This window comes from Pseudomonas phoenicis, assembly GCF_047302395.1.
Classification (GTDB): Bacteria; Pseudomonadota; Gammaproteobacteria; order Pseudomonadales; family Pseudomonadaceae; genus Aquipseudomonas.
In genome coordinates this window covers 1,893,594-1,912,950 of the sequence record NZ_CP154852.1, presented here as the reverse complement: position 1 = coordinate 1,912,950, position 19,357 = coordinate 1,893,594, and the positions used below count along the sequence as shown (strand labels likewise).

18 protein-coding genes and 1 tRNA gene are annotated in these 19,357 nt (G+C 63.8%); 7 read left to right on the top strand and 12 right to left on the bottom strand.

The genetic code is table 11. The annotated features are described in order from the left end of the window. Positions 1-14: 14 nt before the first annotated feature. Positions 15-91, top strand: a tRNA-Arg gene (locus AA0Z93_RS08530). A 120-nt stretch (positions 92-211) separates the two neighbouring features. On the opposite strand, the gene AA0Z93_RS08525 is transcribed toward AA0Z93_RS08530, so the two are convergent. After that, complete coding sequence (locus AA0Z93_RS08525) at positions 212-1,408, bottom strand: GGDEF domain-containing protein (protein ID WP_413049076.1); 1,197 nt, start codon at positions 1,406-1,408, stop codon at positions 212-214. A 193-nt stretch (positions 1,409-1,601) separates the two neighbouring features. Between AA0Z93_RS08525 and AA0Z93_RS08520 the strand changes: the two genes are divergently transcribed. From AA0Z93_RS08520 to AA0Z93_RS08510, 3 genes are all read left to right on the top strand, one after another. Then, positions 1,602-3,293, top strand: a complete 1,692-nt coding sequence (locus tag AA0Z93_RS08520; protein ID WP_413049075.1) for an Hsp70 family protein — start codon at positions 1,602-1,604, stop codon at positions 3,291-3,293. A 9-nt stretch (positions 3,294-3,302) separates the two neighbouring features. After that, the gene (locus AA0Z93_RS08515) at positions 3,303-4,964 is read left to right on the top strand and encodes a J domain-containing protein (RefSeq protein WP_413049074.1); all 1,662 of its coding nucleotides are present in this window, start codon (positions 3,303-3,305) and stop codon (positions 4,962-4,964) included. Between the two features lie 161 nt (positions 4,965-5,125). Continuing rightward, the gene (locus tag AA0Z93_RS08510; protein ID WP_413049073.1) at positions 5,126-5,563 is read left to right on the top strand and encodes a CBS domain-containing protein; all 438 of its coding nucleotides are present in this window, start codon (positions 5,126-5,128) and stop codon (positions 5,561-5,563) included. A gap of 496 nt (positions 5,564-6,059) precedes the next feature. Here AA0Z93_RS08510 and AA0Z93_RS08505 read toward each other — a convergent pair whose 3' ends face one another. From AA0Z93_RS08505 to AA0Z93_RS08495, 3 genes are all read right to left on the bottom strand, one after another. After that, positions 6,060-6,302 (bottom strand): DUF2789 domain-containing protein, encoded by a 243-nt coding sequence (locus tag AA0Z93_RS08505; protein ID WP_413049072.1) that lies wholly within the window; start codon positions 6,300-6,302, stop codon positions 6,060-6,062. A 148-nt stretch (positions 6,303-6,450) separates the two neighbouring features. Next, positions 6,451-7,083 carry a LysE family transporter gene (locus AA0Z93_RS08500; protein WP_413049071.1) on the bottom strand — a complete coding sequence of 211 codons (633 nt, stop codon included), beginning with the start codon at positions 7,081-7,083 and terminating at the stop codon, positions 6,451-6,453. A 118-nt stretch (positions 7,084-7,201) separates the two neighbouring features. Beyond that, complete coding sequence (locus AA0Z93_RS08495; protein ID WP_413049070.1) at positions 7,202-9,112, bottom strand: ATP-binding cassette domain-containing protein; 1,911 nt, start codon at positions 9,110-9,112, stop codon at positions 7,202-7,204. A gap of 51 nt (positions 9,113-9,163) precedes the next feature. Between AA0Z93_RS08495 and AA0Z93_RS08490 the strand changes: the two genes are divergently transcribed. Further along, a complete protein-coding gene (locus AA0Z93_RS08490; RefSeq protein WP_413049069.1) occupies positions 9,164-9,637 on the top strand; it encodes a TIGR02444 family protein in 474 nt (157 codons plus the stop codon). On the opposite strand, the gene AA0Z93_RS08485 is transcribed toward AA0Z93_RS08490, so the two are convergent. Beyond that, a complete protein-coding gene (locus AA0Z93_RS08485) occupies positions 9,619-10,422 on the bottom strand; it encodes an AlgP family protein (RefSeq protein ID WP_413049068.1) in 804 nt (267 codons plus the stop codon). The two genes, AA0Z93_RS08490 and AA0Z93_RS08485, sit on opposite strands and share 19 nt — an antisense overlap. A gap of 137 nt (positions 10,423-10,559) precedes the next feature. Here AA0Z93_RS08485 and AA0Z93_RS08480 point away from each other — a divergent pair, with 137 nt between their 5' ends. Then, positions 10,560-11,225: an FKBP-type peptidyl-prolyl cis-trans isomerase gene (locus AA0Z93_RS08480; RefSeq protein ID WP_413049067.1), complete on the top strand. Its 666-nt coding sequence runs from the start codon at positions 10,560-10,562 to the stop codon at positions 11,223-11,225. A 2-nt stretch (positions 11,226-11,227) separates the two neighbouring features. Here AA0Z93_RS08480 and rsd read toward each other — a convergent pair whose 3' ends face one another. From rsd to AA0Z93_RS08445, 7 genes are all read right to left on the bottom strand, one after another. After that, a complete protein-coding gene (rsd, locus tag AA0Z93_RS08475; RefSeq protein WP_413049066.1) occupies positions 11,228-11,698 on the bottom strand; it encodes a sigma D regulator in 471 nt (156 codons plus the stop codon). Positions 11,699-11,924: 226 nt separating this feature from the next. Beyond that, the gene (locus AA0Z93_RS08470) at positions 11,925-12,437 is read right to left on the bottom strand and encodes a disulfide bond formation protein B (protein WP_413049065.1); all 513 of its coding nucleotides are present in this window, start codon (positions 12,435-12,437) and stop codon (positions 11,925-11,927) included. Between the two features lie 219 nt (positions 12,438-12,656). Then, positions 12,657-13,895 (bottom strand): heme biosynthesis HemY N-terminal domain-containing protein, encoded by a 1,239-nt coding sequence (locus AA0Z93_RS08465; RefSeq protein ID WP_413049064.1) that lies wholly within the window; start codon positions 13,893-13,895, stop codon positions 12,657-12,659. Continuing rightward, entirely contained in the window at positions 13,892-15,001 is a 1,110-nt protein-coding gene (locus AA0Z93_RS08460) for a uroporphyrinogen-III C-methyltransferase (RefSeq protein ID WP_413049063.1), read from the bottom strand. The genes AA0Z93_RS08465 and AA0Z93_RS08460 overlap by 4 nt, the downstream gene beginning before the upstream one ends. Before the next feature lie 35 nt (positions 15,002-15,036). Further along, the gene (locus AA0Z93_RS08455) at positions 15,037-15,813 is read right to left on the bottom strand and encodes a uroporphyrinogen-III synthase (protein ID WP_413049062.1); all 777 of its coding nucleotides are present in this window, start codon (positions 15,811-15,813) and stop codon (positions 15,037-15,039) included. Then, positions 15,810-16,751: a hydroxymethylbilane synthase gene (hemC, locus tag AA0Z93_RS08450; RefSeq protein WP_413049061.1), complete on the bottom strand. Its 942-nt coding sequence runs from the start codon at positions 16,749-16,751 to the stop codon at positions 15,810-15,812. Before hemC ends, AA0Z93_RS08455 begins: the two co-directional genes overlap by 4 nt. Positions 16,752-16,868: 117 nt before the next feature. Continuing rightward, positions 16,869-17,615 carry a LytR/AlgR family response regulator transcription factor gene (locus tag AA0Z93_RS08445; protein ID WP_413049060.1) on the bottom strand — a complete coding sequence of 249 codons (747 nt, stop codon included), beginning with the start codon at positions 17,613-17,615 and terminating at the stop codon, positions 16,869-16,871. 306 nt (positions 17,616-17,921) lie between these two features. Between AA0Z93_RS08445 and argH the strand changes: the two genes are divergently transcribed. After that, the gene (gene argH, locus AA0Z93_RS08440) at positions 17,922-19,316 is read left to right on the top strand and encodes an argininosuccinate lyase (protein WP_413049059.1); all 1,395 of its coding nucleotides are present in this window, start codon (positions 17,922-17,924) and stop codon (positions 19,314-19,316) included. Positions 19,317-19,357 lie beyond the last annotated feature (41 nt).

The following is a 19,357-nucleotide window of genomic DNA, read 5'->3' as shown; positions in this document are numbered from 1 at the left end:
GATTGCGCCCCGTTGCACTCGTAGCTCAGCTGGATAGAGTATTGCCCTCCGAAGGCAGTGGTCGTGGGTTCGAATCCCGCCGAGTGCGCCATCTTTCCTCCCCTTGTGTCACAAGGGGTCAGCGTTTCTGACAGCATCCCTGCCCAGCCTGTCCCGCCGTTTTGCCACGCATCGCCCAGCTTTGAACATGGCAGGACCGGCAACGACCGGACTACGCACACCTCAAGCAATTACGCCCAGCACCCTTGGCAGCGTACAGCGCCGTGTCGGCCGAGCCGATCAATGCGCCTGCACTGATAAAGGGCGCCACGCCCTCAGCCAAGCCCAAACTGATACTCACCCGTGCCTGGTGGCCCAGCACCGGATGAGGCACGTTCAGCTCGTGCACCGCTGCGCGAATTATCTCGGCCAGATCACGCGCCTGGTTCGCCTGCGCACCCACCATCAGAATCAGCATCTCCTCGCCGCCGAAGCGGAACGTCAGCGCCCCTGCCTCCTGGGCAGCGTGGTGGATGGTATGGCTCAGCAACTTGAGGCAGGTATCGCCCTGCATGTGCCCATAGCTGTCGTTGTAGGTCTTGAAGTGGTCGATATCCAGCAGAATCACGGCCACGCGGGTCGGCGTGCGCAGCGCCTGTTCCCAGGTCGAGGCGATGACTTCACCTTGATAGCGGCGGTTGAACAATCGGGTCAACGGATCGGTTCGGGCCATTTCGGTCAGCTGCTCCTGCAGCAACCGTCCGCGTAGGGCGAACAAGTAGCTCAAGCGGCTACCCCGCTCCAGAAAGTAGGAAGCCATCAACAGCAGGACCGCCGTTGAAAAGTACAACATCGCGTTGGCCTGCCAGGTCACTACGTCCATGAACCCGGCTATCCAAGTCGTCACCAACTGGATCGTCAGCATGCATCCCAAGGCTAGCGAGGCATAACGCACGGGCAACTGTTGAATCACGGTGCAGTAGACCATGAGCAGCAGCATGCCCAGTTGGTAGTGGAGTCGGTAAGGACTTTCGCTATGGATCATCACCAGCAACGGCATCAGGGACGCCAGTACGGTACCGGTGGCAGCGACCGCTTCCAGTGCCCACCGGGCGCTCAACCGCTGGCTCAGCAGCAGCAGCAGGACGATCATCGGCGTGATCAGGCCTACGCGACCCAATGCGACGTACGCGAACATATCGTGCAGGGCCAGCCAGTCGCTGAGCAGAAATACGTTATAGACGCAGGCGCCGCCAATGCCGACGGACGTCAGAAAGCGCAGGCGTCGTTTCTGCGTGTCGGCTTCGTAGCGGCGTTCCAGCTCATCGTCGAATCGAAGTGCCGCGCCGCCTGAAACCATTCTGCGCTCGACCGCTTCGAGCAGTCCTGGGTCTTGCGGGCAAGGGCGGTCGGGAACGGGGGTGGACATGCTGCACCAGTGGAGGTAGGGAAGTTAAAATCCGACAACAGCAATGATGACTTAATGCCATCAATTAAGCGGATTATGCCGAGCCTATAACCCCCTCGAATCAACCGCTCATCGAACCTTTACCCGCCTATCGCTCTAATACCCCATGTCGACGAGGCACCACCGATGTGCCGCGTACAAACAAGGAGTGGACATGATCATCGGCATTGACCTGGGCACCACCAACAGCCTGGTGGCGGTCTGGAACGCAGACACCGCGCAGCTCATCCCCAACGCCCTCGGCAAGTTGCTCACACCCAGCGTGGTCGGCCTGGACGACAACGGCGAACTGATCGTCGGCGACGTTGCTCGCGAGCGCTTGCAGACGCATCCGCAGGCCACTACCGCGCTGTTCAAGCGGCACATGGGCAGCGCCCGCGAGACCCTGGTGGGCGAACGCGCCTACCGCCCCGAAGAGCTGTCGGCCCTGCTGCTGCGCAGCCTCAAGGAAGACGCCGAACGCTACCTGGGCGAGCCGGTGACCGAGGCGGTGATCAGCGTGCCCGCCTATTTCAGCGATGCGCAGCGCAAGGCCACGCGCGTCGCCGGCCAATTGGCCGGGCTGAAGGTCGAGAAGCTGATCAACGAACCCACAGCGGCGGCGCTCGCCTACGGGTTGCACCATAAGGAAGAGGCCACGTTCCTGGTCTTCGACCTGGGCGGCGGCACTTTCGACGTTTCGGTGCTCGAACTGTTCGAAGGGGTCATGGAGGTGCGCGCCAGCGCCGGTGACAACTTCCTCGGCGGTGAGGATTTCGACGATTTGCTGGTCGCTCATGTGCGCGCGGCCGCGCACGCCCAACCCCTGCCGACGGCGACCGAAGGCGCACTGGTCCAGCGCCTGCGGCGCGAGGCGCAGCGGGTACGCCACGCACTAGGCCAGCAACCGCACACCACCTTCACGGTACGCGACGGCGGACATGAATGGAGCCTGGCGATCACCCAGGACGATCTCGCCCGCCTTTACCAACCCTTGCTCGACCGCCTGCGCGCGCCGATCGAGCGGGCCTTGCGCGATGCGCGCATCAAGGCTGCCGATCTGGACGAGGTGCTGCTGGTCGGCGGGACGTCGCGTATGCCACTGGTGCGGCGCTTGGTCGCCAGCCTGTTCGGGCGCTTTCCGGCCATGCAGCTCAACCCCGACGAAGTCGTGGCCCAGGGCGCGGCCATCCAGGCAGCGCTCAAAGCTCGGCATGCTTCGCTCGAAGAGGTGGTGCTGACCGACGTCAGCCCTTACACCCTGGGGATCGAGACCACGTCCAGCGAAGGTCAGCGCCGCATCGACGGCCTGTACCTGCCGATCATCGAGCGCAACAGCGTGGTGCCGGTCAGCCGCGAGCAGACGGTGTACCCCCTCGACGAGGCGCAGACGGTGGTCAGGGTGCGCATCTTTCAGGGCGAGAGCCGCCTGGTGAGCAACAACATCTTTCTCGGCGAGCTGGAAGTACCGGTACCACCGAAAAAACGTGGCGAGGTCAGCGTCCAGGTGCGCTTCACCTACGACATCAATGGCTTGCTCGAAGCGCAGGTGCACATTCCGCTGACCGGCGAACGGCGCACCCTGGTGATCGAGAACAATCCCGGCGTGCTCAGTCCCGAAGAGGTCGCCGAGCGTCTCCAGGCCCTGGCGGCCCTCAAGGTGCACCCGCGCGACCAGCAGGTGAACAGCCTGTTGATGGCTCGCCTGGAGCGGTTGTACCAAGAGAGTCTGGGCGATACCCGCGAGCATGTCGCCGATCTGGCCAAGCAATTCCAATACGTACTGGAGCGTCAGGACGAGCGAGCGTTGCGCGAAGCGCGGGTCAGGCTAGTAGAGCAGCTCGAATACCTCGAACGTCGTCTGTGAGGCTCGGCCATGCATTGGAAAACCTTGGGGCTGGCCCGCGATGCCGACGAGCGCGCCATCAAGCGCGCTTACGCACGGCTGCTGAAAATCCATCGCCCCGACGAAGATCCGGCCGCGTTCCAGCGGCTGCGCGAGGCCTACGAAGGAGCGTTGGAGCAGGCCCGTTGGCGCGAGCGACATACCGAAGATGAGGCCGAGGACGATGTCGATGTCGATGTCGATGTCAATGGTGCACGACCGCGCCCAGTGAGCGGCGCCATGGATCTGGAGGTGCCGCCGCCCCTGTCCGCCCCTGCCCATCCCATCGAAGCGATGGATGATGTCGACAAGCCGCTGCCTGCCGCAGCACCAGCGCCAGCAACAGCCACAGCCACGGCTGCGCTGGACATCGCGGCATCGATCGAAACGCTGCTCGACGGGGATCTCGACCTGGGTTTGGCCCAGGCTCGTCAAGCTGGTTTGGAGAATGCGTTCGAGCGCCACCTGCTACGCCGCTGCGTACAACGCATGGACTTCGCAGCGCTCGACTGGGCGCAGTCCAGGTTGGACTGGCTGAGCGCCATGCAGGCGCCCCATCTGCCCATGGTCGAGCTGGAAGCGCTCGCCGATCGATTGGCAACGCGCCTGCTCGGCCAGTTGCGCGAGGCGATGGCGCAAGGTCGGCATCCGCACGCGCTCGAACTCATGCGCACGGCCTTGGCAAGCGCCTGGCTGGCGCCTCTTGACCGCCGCACGCGCTTTCAGGAACGACTCGCCGACCTGCTGCTGCACGCCGAAGGTTGGCCACCGGCCTTCTTCGAGCAGGTCTGTGCGTTGAACGGCTGGGACGAAACCCTTGGCCATCTGCCGGGTGATGCCGGCCAGTGGCAGATCTTGAGTCAGCGCCAAGCGGGCTTCCAGTGGGAAGCGTCGTTGCGCGAGCGTCTTGCCCTGCCGCCCGCCGATGCAGCGCAGCGAGCCGCCTGGTTCCTGTTCGCCGACCTTGCGCCGGCGCAACGTCGACAGTGGGCCGATCGTTTCACGCTCGAAGACTGGCAAGCCTGCGCAGGCCTCGAAGAGGTGCTGGCGATCTACCCGCAATTACCGGAGCGCTTGCGACGTACAGCCTTCGTCGACTGGCGCGCCTGGTCGCCGCGCGGTTATTGGGGCTGGGCGCACATGTACACGATCTTGCTGCTGTGGTCCGTATTGAGCGCGATGATGGTGACCCGTGCGGATGGGGACGACAGCCTGCTGTTGACGGTCGGCATACCGCTGGCGTTCGCCTCGTTGCTGGTGGGGGTAGGCCATTACGTGTTGCGCCTATGGGCGAAGGTGGCGCGCGCACGTGTGTCGGCCGATGTCGAGCTCAGCCTGCGCCTGCTGCCCAGGAACTTGGTACGCCAGGGCAATGGCGTACTCGTGCTGCGTCACCTGCTGCCCTGTCTGTTGCCGACTGCACTGGTGTCCGTCTGGTCACTGCAACTGCCACCTGTAGGCTGGCTGCTGGGGCCGTTGACGCTGCTCGGCGCGGTCCGCTTCGTCGATGTGGTGACGCGCGGCGACTCGCCTGCCGCCTGGCTGCAACGTGCATGGTGGCATGTGCCGCTCAGCGACTCTGTGCTCAAGCAGGGGCTGATCATGTTGGGCGGGTTGCTGCTGATGATCGTGTTCAGCCTGGTCTTCACCTGAGCGGTGCGCATAGAGGCGTTCGGGGCAGAATCCGACAATCGAAACCTCATGGCGTTTTTCAATCGGGTCGATGCCGTTTTCTGCGTTGCCCCCTGGCGCGCCGTGCACGATGCTTGCGCAACCGGCGAGCGCTCGTCGATTCCACTTCCGCAGAGGCCCCCATGAAAAACGTCGAACAAATCCTCAAGGCCAAATCCGAACACCAGACCACTTACACCATCGGGCCGGACGAGTCGGTGCTCGAGGCGCTCAAGCTGCTGGCGGAGAAGAACATCGGTGCCTTGCCGGTGGTGGAAGACGGTCAGGTGGTCGGCATCGTCAGTGAGCGCGACTATGCGCGCAAACTGGTGCTCAAAGGTCGCTCGTCGGCGGCGACTCCGGTGCGCGAAATCATGAGTTCACCCGTGGTGACGGTGGAGCCCAAGCAGAACCTCGAATACTGTATGAACCTGATGACCAACCGCCATTTGCGCCACTTGCCGGTGGTGAGCAACGGGGAGCTGTTGGGGTTGTTGTCCATTGGCGACCTGGTCAAGGAGACCATTGCCGAGCAGGCGGGGCTGATTGCGCAGTTGGAGCAGTATATTCGCGGGGAGTGAAAGTAGGTTTCGGGCTTTGGAGGCTGCTCAATGGCGTTCGAGGTCGATTGCAAGGGTCGCTGCAGCTACCCAAGCAGCCTATGCAGCTTCACGAAATTAGGTGGCGTTGTTTGTAACAGGTCGGCTTCGCCGCCCATCGCGACTAAACAGGTGCGCCGGCCGGCCGCTCCCACAGGGTGATCATTCCTGAGCCAGCGCTGCTTTCTATCGTCAAATGATGCAGGGAGGCCACGCTTTTTTAGGAGCGGCCGGTTCGGCGCTCCGATTAGCCGCGATGGCCGGCTTGGCCGGCCCGCTTCGGGATAAACAGCTTTTTTTGGCAGCTTACCGTAGTCGGGCTGGGCCGAATTTCGGCTGATCGAAGCGTCGAACCGGCCCCGCGCAGACGGTCGTGACTGTCTGAGAATCCTGTCCGCGACTCTGGATCCTCCTACACCCATCGGTCGGAGCGACGGCTCGGTCGCTCAGGGTAATGGATCGACATGCCGGTAGAAAATCAGTCTTTATGCTCGTGCAGCGCCACGTTGAGCTGGTCGATCATCACGATCCAGTCCGAGTCGGCGATGTAGTTTTCCTTCAGAAACGCGCGCTGGGCATCGGTCCAGAACGGTGCGTCGACCAGTTTGACGTCGTTGTCCAACGGGCCATGGGTGGTCAGCCAGCGGTCGATTTCGACCGGGTCGTCATCCAGACCCAGTTGCTGGAAGATTTCGGAAAAAGGATGAATTGGTGCGTCCATGTTGCCTCCTCTGCGCCGGCCCGAGGGGATTGGATTACGCCGGCTGGTTGACGTCGAGGCGGGCGATTGCCACACCCACTTCAACGTAGACAGCAGCGCAGTGGGCGCAGGTTCCTGAAATCTTCGGCGGCGCAGCCGATCGGACGGATCAGAGCGGCGCGCGGCGCAGGGTGGCGAGGAAGGTCGCGGCGCCCAGGAACAGCCCGGCGAACGTGCGGTTGAGGCGTTTCTGCTGGCGCGGCGTACGCAACAGACGCAGCACCCGCGAGGCCAGCCCGGTGTAACCGGCCATGACCAGCAGGTCGACACAGACCATGGTGGCGGCGATGGTCAGGTACTGCGGCAGCAACGCAGCATGCGGATCGATGAACTGCGGCAGCACGGCCAGCATGAACACCAGGGCCTTGGGGTTGCTGACGTTGACCAGAAAGCCGCGTGCCACCAGCACCAGTGGCTTGCCCAGCGGGCGGACGCCGGTATCGTCGCTCATGTCCATGGGCAGGGCGCGCCATTGACGGTAGGCGAGGTAGACCAGGTAACCCACGCCGAACCACTTGATCACTTGGAATGCGGTGGCGGAAGCCGCGAGGATGGCGCCCACGCCAGCGGCGATCACGGCGATCTGCATCAAAAGCCCCAGTTGCAGGCCCAGCGCATTCCAATAGCCGCGCCAGAAGCCGTATTGCAGGCCACTGGACATCGAGGCGATGGCACCCGCACCTGGCGAAAGGCTGATCACCCAGGACGCGGCGAAGAACGCCAACCAGGTTTCAATGGACATCGCATACCTCGTCTGAAATTTTTACAGGACGTTACGCTAAGCGGCCGCAGAAAAAACCGCCAGTTTTTTAGTAACCGTCTGCCCCGTTCCGCCGACCGCAGCGGCAACGGGGTGGATTTCACGACAAGGCTTCGAGTTCGGCCTGCATCGACTCCAGGGTTTCCAAGGCTTCCATCCACGCCTCTTCCAATTCGCCCTCACGCTGCTTGAGCGTGGTCTGGCGCGCCAGCAGTTCGCGCAGTTGGTCCTTGCGCGCCGCCTCATAGAGGCCGCTGTCACCCAGCGCGGTTTCGATCTCGGCGAGCTGGGTGTGCACTTTGCCCAGTTCGGTCTCCAGCTTGTCGGCGGCCTTCTTGTGCGGTGCCAGTTGCTGGCGCAGAGCGGCGGCGGCCTGGCGCTGGGCCTTCTTGTCGGTCTTGTCCGGATTGACGGTGCCGGTCGCGGCCGGCGCGCTGCGCTGGCGGTAGTCGAGCAACCAGCGGCTGTAGTCGTCCAGATCGCCATCGAACGGCTCGACCTTGCCTTCGGCCACCAACAGGAAGTCGTCGGTGGTGCTTTTCAGCAGATGCCGGTCGTGGGAAACCACCACCACAGCGCCGCTGAATTCCTGCAGGGCCATGGTCAGGGCCAGACGCATTTCCAGGTCGAGGTGGTTGGTGGGTTCGTCGAGCAGCAGCAGGTTGGGCCGTTCCCAGGCGATCAGGGCCAGGGCCAGGCGCGCCTTTTCGCCGCCGGAAAAGTTCAGTACCGGCTCATCGACACGGTCGCCATGGAAATCGAAGCCGCCGAGGAAATCGCGCAGGGTCTGCTCGCGCTCGCTGGGAGCCAGGCGCTGCAGGTGCAGCAAGGGGCTGGCCTTGTCGTCGAGCGAGTCGAGCTGATGCTGAGCGAAGTAGCCTACGGCCAGGTTCTCGCCGCGCACCAGCCGGCCGGCGATGGGTTGCAGCTCACCGGCCAGGTTCTTGATCAGGGTCGACTTGCCTGCGCCGTTCGGGCCCAGCAGACCGATGCGCGCACCGGGCACCAGTTGCAGCTTGACCTTGGCCAGCACCACTTTGTCGGCATAGCCGAGTTGGCCTTCGGAGAGGTCGAGCAGCGGGTTGGACAGCTTGTGCGATTCGCGGAAGACGAAGTCGAAGGGCGAATCGACATGGGCGGCGGACAGCTCTTCCATGCGCTCCAGCGCCTTGATCCGGCTCTGCGCCTGGCGGGCCTTGGTGGCCTGGGCCTTGAAGCGGGCGATGTACTTTTCCATGTGCGCGCGCTGGGCCTGTTGCTTCTCGTAGGCCTGTTGCTGCTGTGCAAGGCGCTCGGCACGGGTGCGCTCGAACGCGCTGTAGCCGCCCTTGTAGAGGTTGAGCTTGCGCTGTTCGACGTGCAACACGTGGTCGACCACCGCATCGAGGAAATCGCGGTCGTGGGAAATCAGCAGCAGTGTGCCGGGGTAGCCCTTGAGCCAGTCTTCGAGCCAGAGGATGGCGTCGAGGTCCAAGTGGTTGGTCGGTTCGTCGAGCAGCAACAGATCGGACGGGCACATCAATGCCTGCGCCAGGTTCAGACGCATCCGCCAGCCACCGGAGAAGTCGCCGACGCGCCGGTCCATCTGCTCGTTGCTGAAGCCCAATCCCGCCAGCAACTTGCGCGCACGGGCATCGGCGGTATAGCCGTCGGCGCTGTCGAGCTCACTGTGCAGGCGCGCCAGAGCGGTGCCATCGTGGGCTTGCTCGGCAGCCTCCAGCTCGCGCTGCACCTGGCGCAGGCGCAGGTCGCCGTCGAGCACGTAGTCCACAGCCACGCGGTCGAGGGTGTCGACCTCCTGGCGCATGTGCGCGATGCGCCAGTCGCCCGGCACCTGGCAGTCGCCGCCGTCGGGCGACAGCTCGCCGCGCAGCAAGGCGAACAGGCTGGATTTGCCGGCACCGTTGGCGCCGATCAGGCCGGCTTTGTGGCCGGTGTGCAGGGTCATTTCGGCGCTGTCTAGCAGGCGCTGGGGACCACGCTGTAAAGTGAGGTTCGATAGTCTGATCATGATGGTCGCGGAGTCTACCAGCTTCCTCGGCCCTTTAGTGCGAGGCCCGACATGCCTACCGATCTATGGAATTTCGCCCTGGCATTGTATGGCCGCAATGGCGTCGAAGCGGCTTGTCTGGCGTTGCAGGAACAAGGCGCCGATGTCTGCCTGCTGCTGTGCGCCACTTGGTTGCAAGCGCGCCGCGTGGCGCCGAGCGAGGATCGTGTGCAGGCGCTGCGTGCGGTCTGCACGCCATGGCAGGAGCAGGTCGTGGCGCCGTTACGGGAGCTGCGGCGAAGCTGGAAAGCGATGGCGCAGGAGGACTCGGCGCTGGCCAGCCTGCGCGAGCGTGTCAAACAGTTGGAGTTGGATGCGGAACGGACGCTGTTGCAGCGTCTGGCGTGCTGCTCCAGCCAGTGGCCGACGGGCGATGGCGGAGGGAGCGATTGGCTGGCGTGGCTGGCACCGCCAGCCAGCCAGCACCACGACGCGCTAGCGGTGCTGCGCGTCGCGGCGCAGACCCTTCACGCGTCGGAGGACTGAGTCTCGCCCGCAGGCGTGGCGGCTTGGCTGTCAGCCGGCTTGGGTTCTGCTGCGAGGGGCTTGGCAGCAGGCTTGCGCGGCGCCGGCTTACGTGGTGTCGGCTTCGCCGAGGCTTGGCCCGCAGATCCTGCGGATGGGCCGGCGGCTTCGCTCACTTCGTCGAGCGCAGGACGCGGTACGCGCTTCACCGCAGGCTTACGCGGTGCCGGTCGATCCGCGGCTGGCACCGCAGCAGCGCTGGAGGTCGGCGTGCTGGCGGTCGTTCTGCCGGCTGCCGGCTTGCCAGGGGCCGGCTTGCGTGGCACGGGCTTGGCAGGTGCGGGTTTGCCCGGTGCTGGCGCGGCTTTATTCGAAACGTCGGCAGGGCCGGCCTTGGCATCGGCTGCCCGTTGTTCCAGGGCCTTGGCCGCCGCTTCGCGGACCTTGCCGACACCTTGGGCCAACTTCAGGCTTTCCTGAGCGTCGCGCTTGAGTTGCTGGATGTAGGTGCGGGTTTCCGATTGGCGCTGTTTGAGCGAATCGAGCAGTTCTTCCAATTCGCCAGCAACTTTCTGTGCCTTGCCCTGTGCCTTGGCTTTGCCCGCCTTAGCCGAATCCTGCAACTTCGCGCGCGCGTCGTGAAGTTTGTCCTGGGCCTTGACCCGTTGTTTCTCCAGTTTGCTCAGCAGTTTCTCGGCGTCGGCAAGGGCTTGCGCACAGGCCTCTTCCAAGTGTTCCAACAAACTGTCCGACAGTTGTTGAAGCAGGTGCAACGGCGTACTTACGGGTTTCTTCTTTGCCGACATGATGGACATCCTGGCTGACGAAAGTGCGACTCATACTAAGCCTCTGCTGCCTGGCCTGCTAGAGCCCGACCGCAATGGGCCTGCACTCAATGTGAAATAACGCTGGCATACTTGCCGCTCGATTCGAGGAGCTCGCCGTGTCCCGTCATCCGATGTTCGCTCTGTGCCTATTCATGCCTCTGGCAGCAGTCGCCGCCGATACCCAGCAAACCGATCGGCATGACCTGGCCTACAGCCTGGGCGCCAGCCTGGGCGAGCGGCTACGCCAGGAAGTGCCCGACCTGCAGATCGAGGCGCTGCTCGAAGGGCTCGGCGACACGTACCGTGGCCAGCCGCCCAAACTCGACCAGGCACGCATGCAAGGGCTGCTCGAACAGCATGAAGCACAGGCCGCCGCGCTGGCCGAACAGGCGCGGATCGACCAGGCCCAGGCAAGCGAGCAACGCTTCATGACCGAGCAGCGTGCCCGCCCCGGCACACAGGCACTGGCCAAGGGCGTGCTGTATGAGGTGCTGACGCCCGGCACAGGCGCGCAGCCGCAGGCCAATGGGCGGGTCCAGGTACGCTATGTAGGAAGGTTGCCGGATGGCAGTGTGTTCGATCAGAGCCACGCAGCGCAGTGGTTCAACCTGAGCTCGGTGATCGAGGGATGGCAGGTGGCGCTTCCAGCCATGCAAGTGGGCGCCAAGTGGCGTCTGGTCGTGCCTTCGCCCTTGGCCTATGGCGCCGAAGGCGCGGGAGACCTCATCGCGCCTTATACACCTCTGGTATTCGAAATCGAATTGCTGGATGTCGCGGGCTAGCGCTACACCTTCAACGCTTCTTCTTCCTTGTGTGCGTTGTGCAGCACTTCGATCAGGCAGTCTTCGAGCTCGAAGCGTTCACGCAACAAACTGCCCAGCTCACCCAGCTTTTTGGCGAAACGCTCGTTGTCCGTGCATGCGGCTTGCTCGCAATGGTCGTTGAACGCCAGGGCGATCTGAGTGATTTCGTCGATGCGCGGGTTGATCTCGTCGGCCAGACGCAAAGCGCGGTCGTCACCGAATGCCTTGGCCTCGTTGATCAGCTGTTCGCAGATACCGAAATGCCAACCGGACACATAGTCGACGAGGATTTCGCAGAAACCGGTGTTGTGCTGTTTATCGGCGAAAGCCGGTTTGGCGTCGCGTAGCGCTCTGAAGGATTTGACCAGCTCGTGGCGTTCTTCCAGCCAGCGGTCGATCAGCTGGTGAACCCCACCCCAGCGTTCCTGGGCGTTCTGACAACTCTCTAACATGGCGGTCTCGTCCCTTGTGGATGGATGCCCTCGCACTGGGTGCTGCCACCGTGCAGCACATGAATAACATCAGTAAAAGGACATCGAGCACGTGTATTTTTCAGTATGCGATGTGGGAGATTATTCCCGCACGTCACGGCCATCAAGGTACGCAGCGCACTAACTTCATACAAGCGTTTAATCCGGGCGAGGGGCACCGCCGGTCGACCGCTCTGGCCCGAACGGCTCAGGTGAATTGGTTGGTCAAACGGCGAAAGCGGTAGCTCAGCAGGTGTGACAAAGGCAGGCATGCCAAGCCGAGAAATGCCAGCAGGCTCCATTCCGGCAAGGTCAGATCGAGGAAGCTCCAGCGGATCGGCGAGCAGCTCGGCACGCCCAGCAACAGCTGTTGCAGCAGTTGCCCCACAGGCAGATCGAGCAGGGTCGTGAGCGGCACCGAGCAGGCCTGCGCCGTTTCATAGCTGCCCTGCAACCAGACCTGGCGCGCCGCCAACCAGCCCCCCAGTGCCGCGCACCCCAACAGGCCAAGCGCATAGCGCCGTGCGCTGCGCCGATCCGGCGCATGGATCATCGCGCATACGCCCAACACAAGATAACTGGCGAGTAGGAAACGCTGGCTATAGCACAATGCGCATCGTTCGAGACCGGCTTGGGGAAGCAGGCTCAACGAACCGACCAGCAGCGTCAGCGAGGCCAGTACAGCGGGCAAGAATAAAGTGCGCAGCCGAAACAGCGACATAGGAGGTGACATTCCCGGAGATGAGTCAGTGGCTTGAGACGGTAAGGAAAGGTGTCCTCTGTTTCAAGGCACTACAGAGCGGACAAGTCGCTTAATTTATCGAGAAAGGAGGTAAACAAATGTAAGAAGTGGCCTAGGACAAGAGGTAACTCATTGCAATACGCCTAGGAAAAATAAACAGGTCCCGGCTCCCCTGGCTTGGGGAGCCGAGAGGTTCGCTCAGGCACGAACCGTTTCCGGCAGTGGCAATGCCAGCAGGCGCTCGTCCAGCAGGTTCAGCCCTTCCTGGAACAACTGGTTGCTACGCTCGGTTTCACCCAAGGCGCCCAGCAGGCGGGCCAGCTCGGCGCAGGCTTCGGGGTTGCGCTCCAGGCGCAGGCTGCTTTCGAAGTAATCGCGCGCTTTGCCCCACAAGCGGTTCTGCAAGCTCAACCGGCCCAAGGTCAGCAGCAGACCAGGGTCTTGCGGATGGTCTTTCAGCCAGCCTTCGGCCGTTTGCAACTGGCGCACCGGGTCTTCGCCGCGGACCAGCCCGTACGAGCGCGCCAGATGGCTTTCGTATTGGCGCTTGATGGCGGCACGCAGTGCCCGCTCCGACTCTTCCTGGGCACCGGCCTGACGCATCTGCTCGGCATAGGCCAATACCAGTTGCGGCTCCTGGCGCTGCGCGGCGGTGAGTTGCTGCCAAGTGCGCTCCAGTGACTGACGTGCCGTGTTGCCCTCTTTGCCGCGGGTGATCGCAAGGCCCAGATTCTGGCCCCAAGCGCGCTGTTCCAACAAAGCCAGCTCGTTGGCGGGTAGCGCCTTGTGCTTGCGCAGGTCGGGCAACAGGCGCACCAGCGCAGGCCAGTCACCACGTTCCACGTACAGCCGCTGCAACAGGCGCAGCACCTGCACATTATTGGGATGTCGCTCCTGCATGGCCTGCAGCGTGTCGAGGGCACCGTCGTTGTCGGCACGGTCCATTTGCAATTGCGCATGGGCAAGGGCGATGGCCAGTTCTGCGTGGGGCTGACGCTCCAGGGCACGCTCGAGCAGAGCGTCACTCTCTTGCGTCTGGCCCAGTTCGTTGGCGGCCCGTGCAGCGCCGAGGTAGAACAGCAGGGGCTGGCGCTCGGCTTCGGCAGCACGGCGCAGGTGCTTGTGGGCACTGGCCCAGCGACCCTCGGCCAAGTCCAACTGACCTTGCTCGATGGCGATGCGCGTGCGGCGGCTGCGGTTGCGGCGCGACCAGGGGTTGATCACGCCGGTGGAGGTCAGCAACAGACCGATCAGATAGCGCAGCAATCCGAGTACCAGCACCACCACCAAGAGCGCGCCCAGCGCCGCCCACAGGCCGGACTGATAGCGGAAGCCGCCGTAGGCGATCATTACGTAGCCGCTGTGCTTGGCGATGGCGATGCCCAGCGCCGCCGCAACGACGATCGCGAAGACCGTCAGCAGGTAAGCGCGCTTCATGGCTTGGCCCCTTCGTTCTCGCTTGGCTGGTTGCGACGCTGGATGTAGGTCTGCACGGCCGCCAGGCTTTCGCTCAGGTCGGGCACCTTGACTGCGACAGGCTGCTCGGCCAGTTGGTTGAGGCTTTCGAGCATGGCTTTGCTTTGCGGGTTGTCGGGGTTGAAGTTGGCCACCAGCACGCTGCGCGCTTCGTCCAGGGCCTTGTCATACACGCTGGCCTCGCCATTGAGCGCAGCCCACTGGGCTTGTTCCAGGGTCAGGCTCAACGCTAGGCGCAGTTGGTTCAGCGACTGTCCGGCGAGCAGCGGCTTGACGTTCTTGTCGGCGTCGAACTCGACCTGGAAGTACTTCGAAACCTGCTGCCCCCAGCGCGATAGCCGGGTCGCCACGTCGCCCTCGCCCTTCAGGGCGCCCATGGCATCGGCATTGGCGTCGAATTCGGGGGTTTGCGCGCTCAGCCGTGCCACTTGCTCGCGCTGCGCGGCCAGTTCGAGGAACAGGCCAGTGCGGTCGGGTTGTTCGATGCTGTCGAGCGCAGCCTTGCTGCGCGCCAGCTGCTCACGGGCAGCGAAGGCGCCCGGATCGCTATGCTCGCGCAGGATCTGGTCCGCGCCTTCGACCAGGGCGCGGGCGCTGGCGATGTCCTGCAAGGCCGACAGCCGCAAGGTAGCAAGACGCAGCAAATGCTCGGCTTCGGCCAGGCGCCACTCCTTGCGGCTTTCGCCCAGTACGGTTTCGACACGCTGCCCCAGCCGCTGCTGATCGCCCTGAAGCTGCGCCACCAGGCGGCGCTGGTCTTCCAGGACATTGGCCGCCGGCAGGCTGGCCAACTGCGTGGTGATCTGCTGTTCGCGTTGCTGCAGGGCGTTGGCTCGCTCGTTGAGCGCTTGCAGGCTCTGCCCCTGCCCTTGCTCGCTGCCTTGCAACTGGCGCACCTGCCATACGCTCCAACCGCCAGCGGCGACACCCGCCACCCCCAACAACAGGGCCAGGGTCGCAACGCCTGCGCCCGAGCGCTTGGCGGATTTGGCAGGCTTGACCGGCGGGGCTTTCGGCGTTTCCGGCGCCGAGGGCTGATCGTTCTTGGACAAGACAGTTTCGCTCACGTATCCATCCTTCGCAGAGGGGCGCCGCCCATGGCTTAGCACCCTGACAAGGCAGGTACAGCACTGCGCTGCACGGCTGCCAGCAAGGCCGCGGCATTGGCGCCACGGCATTCCACAACCTGTTGCGCACCCAGCTCGCGCGCCTGTTGGGCAACACGTGGGCTAGGCACGAATAACGGCATTCTTGACAGACGAGGCCAATCGACGCCCGCCAGTCGGTGCAAATGTTCAAGACCTTGCCCACTGCTGACCACCAGGCCATTGAGGCGTTCCCCGTCGACCCGTTCGGTCAGCGCGCCGGGGCCATAAGGCGGCAGGCCACGGCGATACAGTTCCAGATAATCGACCCTAGCACCTTGCTCGGCAAGACGCTCGGCCAGCAGTTCGCGACCTCCCACTCCGCGCACGATCAACACCCGCGGCCGGTCCGTCGCCAGCGCCTGGACCAGCGCTGGCAATGCCAGCAACGCTTCGCTGTCGTCGCCGTCGTTCGGCCAGCTGACCTGCAGGCCATGGGACCCTAGGACGTGTCCGGTCGCTTCGCCCACGGTAAACCAGGCCTGCATGGGTGCTTGCAGCCCAGCGCCGTGCAGATGCTGCAACAGCAGCCGCGCTGCCGGCTTGCTGACCACGATGAGCGCCCGATAGTCGCGCAGCCTGTCCAGGCAAGCCCGTTGCGCTGCGGCCAAGGGCACCGGCTCGATGTCGAGCAACGGCAGGCTGCTGCAAAAGATGTCGGCCGCACCCAGATAATCGGCCACCGCCTGGCTGTCTTCGCACGAGCGCGTCAGCAGCAGACGCCAGCCGCTCAAGGTTGGCCGGCCTCACCGTAAACGGCCTTGAGGATCTCACCCGCACCCTGCGCCAGTAACGCTTCGGCCACCTGCACCCCCAGCGCCTCGGCATCGGTGCGCGGCGCGTGGGCCTGTGCGGTGAGCAACTGCCCGCCATCTGGCTGGCCGACCAACCCACGCAACCACAGCTGCTCGCCTTCGAGCACCGCATAGGAGGCGATCGGCACTTGGCAGCCGCCATTGAGACGCTTGTTCAAGGCGCGCTCGGCGCTTACCCGATCGGCCGTGTCGGTATGGTCGAGCACCGCCAGCAAGGCATGGATTTCGGTGTCTTCGCTGCGGCATTCGATACCCACTGCGCCCTGACCACCGGCCGGCAGGCTGTCTTCGACGCTGATGGTGGAAGTGATGCGGCCTTCGAAGCCCAGGCGGATCAAGCCCGCCGCTGCCAGGATGATGGCGTCGTATTCGCCGGCATCGAGTTTGGCCAGGCGGGTATTGACGTTGCCGCGCAGGAAATGGATGTGCAGGTCGGGCCGGCGTGCCAGCAACTGGGCCTGGCGGCGCAGGCTGGATGTGCCGACCACGCTGCCGGCCGGCAGGGCATCCAGGCTGTCGAAACGGTTGGACACGAATGCGTCGCGCGGGTCTTCCCGCTCGCAGATGCAGAACAGCCCCAGACCTTCGGGGAAATCCATCGGCACGTCCTTCATGGAATGGACAGCGATGTCTGCCTGGTTTTCCAGCAATGCCGTTTCCAGCTCCTTGACGAACAAGCCCTTGCCGCCAATCTTCGCCAATGGCGCGTCGAGCAGCTTGTCGCCCTTGCTGACCATGGGCACCAGAGACACGTGCAACTCGGGATAAGCCTGCTCCAGACGTGCCTTCACATACTCGGCCTGCCAAAGGGCAAGCGCGCTCTTACGGGTGGCGATGCGGATTTCGCGGGTAGACATGGAGCACACCGAGGCAAAGGAAATGCTGCCGATGATAGCAAATCACCTGGCCTGGCCAGCAGACCCAGGTCATGGCACGCCTTCCTTGGCGCACAAAGGGGCCCTGGGTTACGTTCTTCAGAGCTGCGGCATGATCTTGCGCACGCCGGCGACATGCCGCCGGCTGACGGTCAATGCATCGCCGTCCAGGCCATTGAGGTAAAGCTGGAAATGGCCGAGCGGCGTGCGTTGCAGCCGCTCGATGCGCTCGCGCGATACCAGCGCATTGCGATGGATGCGCACGAAGCGGTCACCGAACTCGTCTTCCAACGCTTTGAGCGGCTCGTCCAACAGCACTTCGCCGCCTTCATGGCGCAGGGTCACGTATTTGTGATCGGCGATGAAGTAGACCACTTGCGCCAGAGGAATCAGCTCGATGCCTTTGCGCGTGCGCGCGCTGATGTGGCTGCGCGGACCGCCGCCCGCTTCATTGGCCGGACGGGTCAGCTTGGCCAACTGCGTACGGTTCGGCCGCTCGGCCTTGCGCAGGGCGTCGCGCAGTGCGGCCAATTCGACGGGCTTGGTGACATAGCTCAAACCGCTGTCGGAAAACGCCTCGCTGCCGTATTGGTCGTCGCCTGTGCAGAACACCACTGCAGGCGGCGCTTCGCGCTCGCACAGTCGTGCTGCCACCTGCAGGCCGTCAAGCCCCTCCATACCGATGTCGAGCAGCACGACGTCGGGTTTGAGACTGTCTATGAGCGCCAGAGCCTCTTCGCCATTCGTGGCGCTCGGCTCCAGCACGGAATAACCCTCTAATTCACCTAACAACCGGTTGAGACGGTCGCGGGACTGGGATTCATCGTCAACGATCAGGACATTCATGATTACGCTGGATTCCTGAGTGAGTCTCGCACGGGCGATGCGTAGACAGGTGGCGGCAGACCGGCACCGCAATCACGCTCTAGACCGATGCAATGGCCAAAGATTCAGCGACCGGACAGTTTCTGCCGAGCCTCTGTGCAACTGTAGACGCTCCCTGGAACGCTGCCGTTCAATCCATGAATCGATCGTTGTGAAGTCGATCCACATAAATGGCCGACCGTTACCCGGTCCCGCGTCCTGCGACAGGCCGGATAACCCCTGATATCATCGGCGGCACTTTTCTTCACGCCTGCAATGAGTGAATCCATGACCACCGACAAGACCAATCAGTCGTGGGGCGGCCGCTTCAGCGAGCCGGTCGACGCCTTCGTCGCCCGTTTCACCGCCTCGGTCGACTTCGACAAGCGCCTGTACCGCCACGACATCATGGGTTCGATCGCCCACGCCAGCATGTTGGCGCAAGTCGGCGTGCTGACCGATGCCGAACGCGACACCATCGTCGACGGCCTGCAGACCATCCAGTGCGAGATCGAAGCCGGCGAGTTCGACTGGCGCGTGGACCTCGAAGACGTGCACATGAACATCGAAGCGCGCCTGACCGACCGCATCGGCATCACCGGCAAGAAACTGCACACCGGACGCAGCCGCAACGACCAGGTCGCCACCGACATCCGTCTGTGGCTGCGTGACGAAATCGACCTGATCCTGGCGGAAATCACCCGCCTGCAGCAGGGTCTGCTGGAGCAGGCCGAACGCGAAGCCGACACCATCATGCCCGGTTTCACCCATCTGCAAACCGCGCAACCGGTGACCTTCGGCCACCACCTGCTGGCCTGGTTCGAAATGCTCAGCCGCGACTACGAGCGCCTGGTCGACTGCCGCAAGCGCACCAACCGCATGCCGCTGGGCAGCGCAGCGCTGGCCGGTACCACCTACCCGATCGACCGCAACCTGACTTGCTCGCTGCTGGGCTTCGAAGCGGTGTCGGGCAACTCGCTCGACGGCGTTTCTGACCGCGACTTCGCCATCGAATTCTGCGCTGCGGCCAGCGTAGCGATGATGCACCTGTCGCGCTTCTCCGAAGAGCTGGTGCTGTGGACCAGTGCGCAGTTCCAGTTCATCGAACTGCCCGACCGTTTCTGCACCGGCAGCTCGATCATGCCGCAGAAGAAAAACCCCGACGTGCCGGAACTGGTGCGTGGCAAGAGCGGCCGTGTCTTCGGTGCACTGACCGGCCTGTTGACCCTGATGAAAGGCCAGCCGCTGGCCTACAACAAGGACAACCAGGAAGACAAGGAGCCCTTGTTCGACGCCGCCGACACCCTGCGCGACTCGCTGCGCGCCTTCGCCGACATGATCCCGGCGATCAAGCCACGCCATGCCATCATGCGCGAAGCGGCACTGCGCGGCTTCTCCACCGCCACCGACCTGGCCGATTATCTGGTGCGCCGCGGCCTGCCTTTCCGCGATTGCCACGAGATCGTCGGCCATGCGGTCAGATACGGGGTCGACAGCAGTAAGGACCTGGCCGAGATGAGCCTCGACGAGCTACGCCAGTTCAGCGACCAGATCGAGCAGGACGTGTTCGCGGTGCTGACCTTGGAAGGGTCGGTCAATGCCCGTGACCACATCGGCGGTACCGCACCGGCGCAGGTCCGCGCCGCCGTCGTGCGCGGCCAGGCGCTTCTGGCCGCGCGTTGAAGCCTGGGGGCGCCAGCGCCCCCGCCTTCGCATCGCTTGTG

Coding starts and splice junctions, on each gene's coding strand:
- rsd (WP_413049066.1), bottom strand. CDS start 11,698: ATGTTAGAGAGTTGTCAGAACGCCCAGGAACGCTGGGGTGGGGTTCAC.
- AA0Z93_RS08445 (WP_413049060.1), bottom strand. CDS start 17,615: ATGAATGTCCTGATCGTTGACGATGAATCCCAGTCCCGCGACCGTCTC.
- AA0Z93_RS08520 (WP_413049075.1), top strand. CDS start 1,602: ATGATCATCGGCATTGACCTGGGCACCACCAACAGCCTGGTGGCGGTC.
- AA0Z93_RS08515 (WP_413049074.1), top strand. CDS start 3,303: ATGCATTGGAAAACCTTGGGGCTGGCCCGCGATGCCGACGAGCGCGCC.
- AA0Z93_RS08485 (WP_413049068.1), bottom strand. CDS start 10,422: ATGTCGGCAAAGAAGAAACCCGTAAGTACGCCGTTGCACCTGCTTCAA.
- AA0Z93_RS08470 (WP_413049065.1), bottom strand. CDS start 12,437: ATGTCGCTGTTTCGGCTGCGCACTTTATTCTTGCCCGCTGTACTGGCC.
- AA0Z93_RS08490 (WP_413049069.1), top strand. CDS start 9,164: ATGCCTACCGATCTATGGAATTTCGCCCTGGCATTGTATGGCCGCAAT.
- AA0Z93_RS08525 (WP_413049076.1), bottom strand. CDS start 1,408: ATGTCCACCCCCGTTCCCGACCGCCCTTGCCCGCAAGACCCAGGACTG.
- AA0Z93_RS08465 (WP_413049064.1), bottom strand. CDS start 13,895: ATGAAGCGCGCTTACCTGCTGACGGTCTTCGCGATCGTCGTTGCGGCG.
- argH (WP_413049059.1), top strand. CDS start 17,922: ATGACCACCGACAAGACCAATCAGTCGTGGGGCGGCCGCTTCAGCGAG.
- AA0Z93_RS08505 (WP_413049072.1), bottom strand. CDS start 6,302: ATGGACGCACCAATTCATCCTTTTTCCGAAATCTTCCAGCAACTGGGT.
- hemC (WP_413049061.1), bottom strand. CDS start 16,751: ATGTCTACCCGCGAAATCCGCATCGCCACCCGTAAGAGCGCGCTTGCC.
- AA0Z93_RS08510 (WP_413049073.1), top strand. CDS start 5,126: ATGAAAAACGTCGAACAAATCCTCAAGGCCAAATCCGAACACCAGACC.
- AA0Z93_RS08500 (WP_413049071.1), bottom strand. CDS start 7,083: ATGTCCATTGAAACCTGGTTGGCGTTCTTCGCCGCGTCCTGGGTGATC.
- AA0Z93_RS08495 (WP_413049070.1), bottom strand. CDS start 9,112: ATGATCAGACTATCGAACCTCACTTTACAGCGTGGTCCCCAGCGCCTG.